1 protein-coding gene is annotated in these 653 nt (G+C 42.9%); it reads left to right on the forward strand.

Annotated elements, in window-relative coordinates:
* On the forward strand, window positions 1-653 hold a 653-nt coding region (locus ABD296_RS49745), incomplete at both ends, for a cytosine permease (protein WP_344285606.1).

The following is a 653-nucleotide window of genomic DNA, read 5'->3' on the forward strand; positions in this document are numbered from 1 at the left end:
CGGGTGCAATGTCAATTTTAACGTTTAACCTCAATATTGTAAGTGCATTGCTTGCGATCTGCTGCGGACATTTTTTTGGTGCAGCGATTTTAGCTTTAACCTCTGCACAAGGCCCACAGGTCGGCATTCCTCAAATGATTCAGAGCCGTGCGCAGTTCGGGCGTTATGGGGCATTGCTGGTTGTACTGTTTACTACCCTCATTTATTTAGGTTTTTTCATCTCTAACATTATTTTGTCAGGCAAAACCCTTCATACCGTTGTTCCTGCTATTCCTGTGCCGACTGCGACCGTGATTGGTGCAATTGCAGCAACCACAATAGGCGTGATTGGTTATCACTTTATTCATAAGTTCAATAAAATTGGAACTTGGTTTATGGGTGGTTCGTTGCTCATCGGCCTCATGATTATGGTGCCGCATATTAATGCAGATGTACTTGCCAAAGGCTCTTTCAATATGAAAGGCTGGTTTGCCATGTTTGGTTTGTGTGCGGTATGGCAAATTAGTTTCTCGCCTTATACCTCAGACTATTCACGATATTTACCGAAGTCGATTGGTATTTATAAGCCATTTATCTTTACCTATTTAGGCGCATCGTTAGGAACCATTTTTGCGATGGCATTTGGTACGATCGCGGTTAGTATTGGCTCAACC

This window comes from Actinomadura napierensis, from assembly GCF_039529375.1.
Taxonomy (GTDB): Bacteria; Actinomycetota; Actinomycetes; order Streptosporangiales; family Streptosporangiaceae; genus Spirillospora; species Spirillospora napierensis.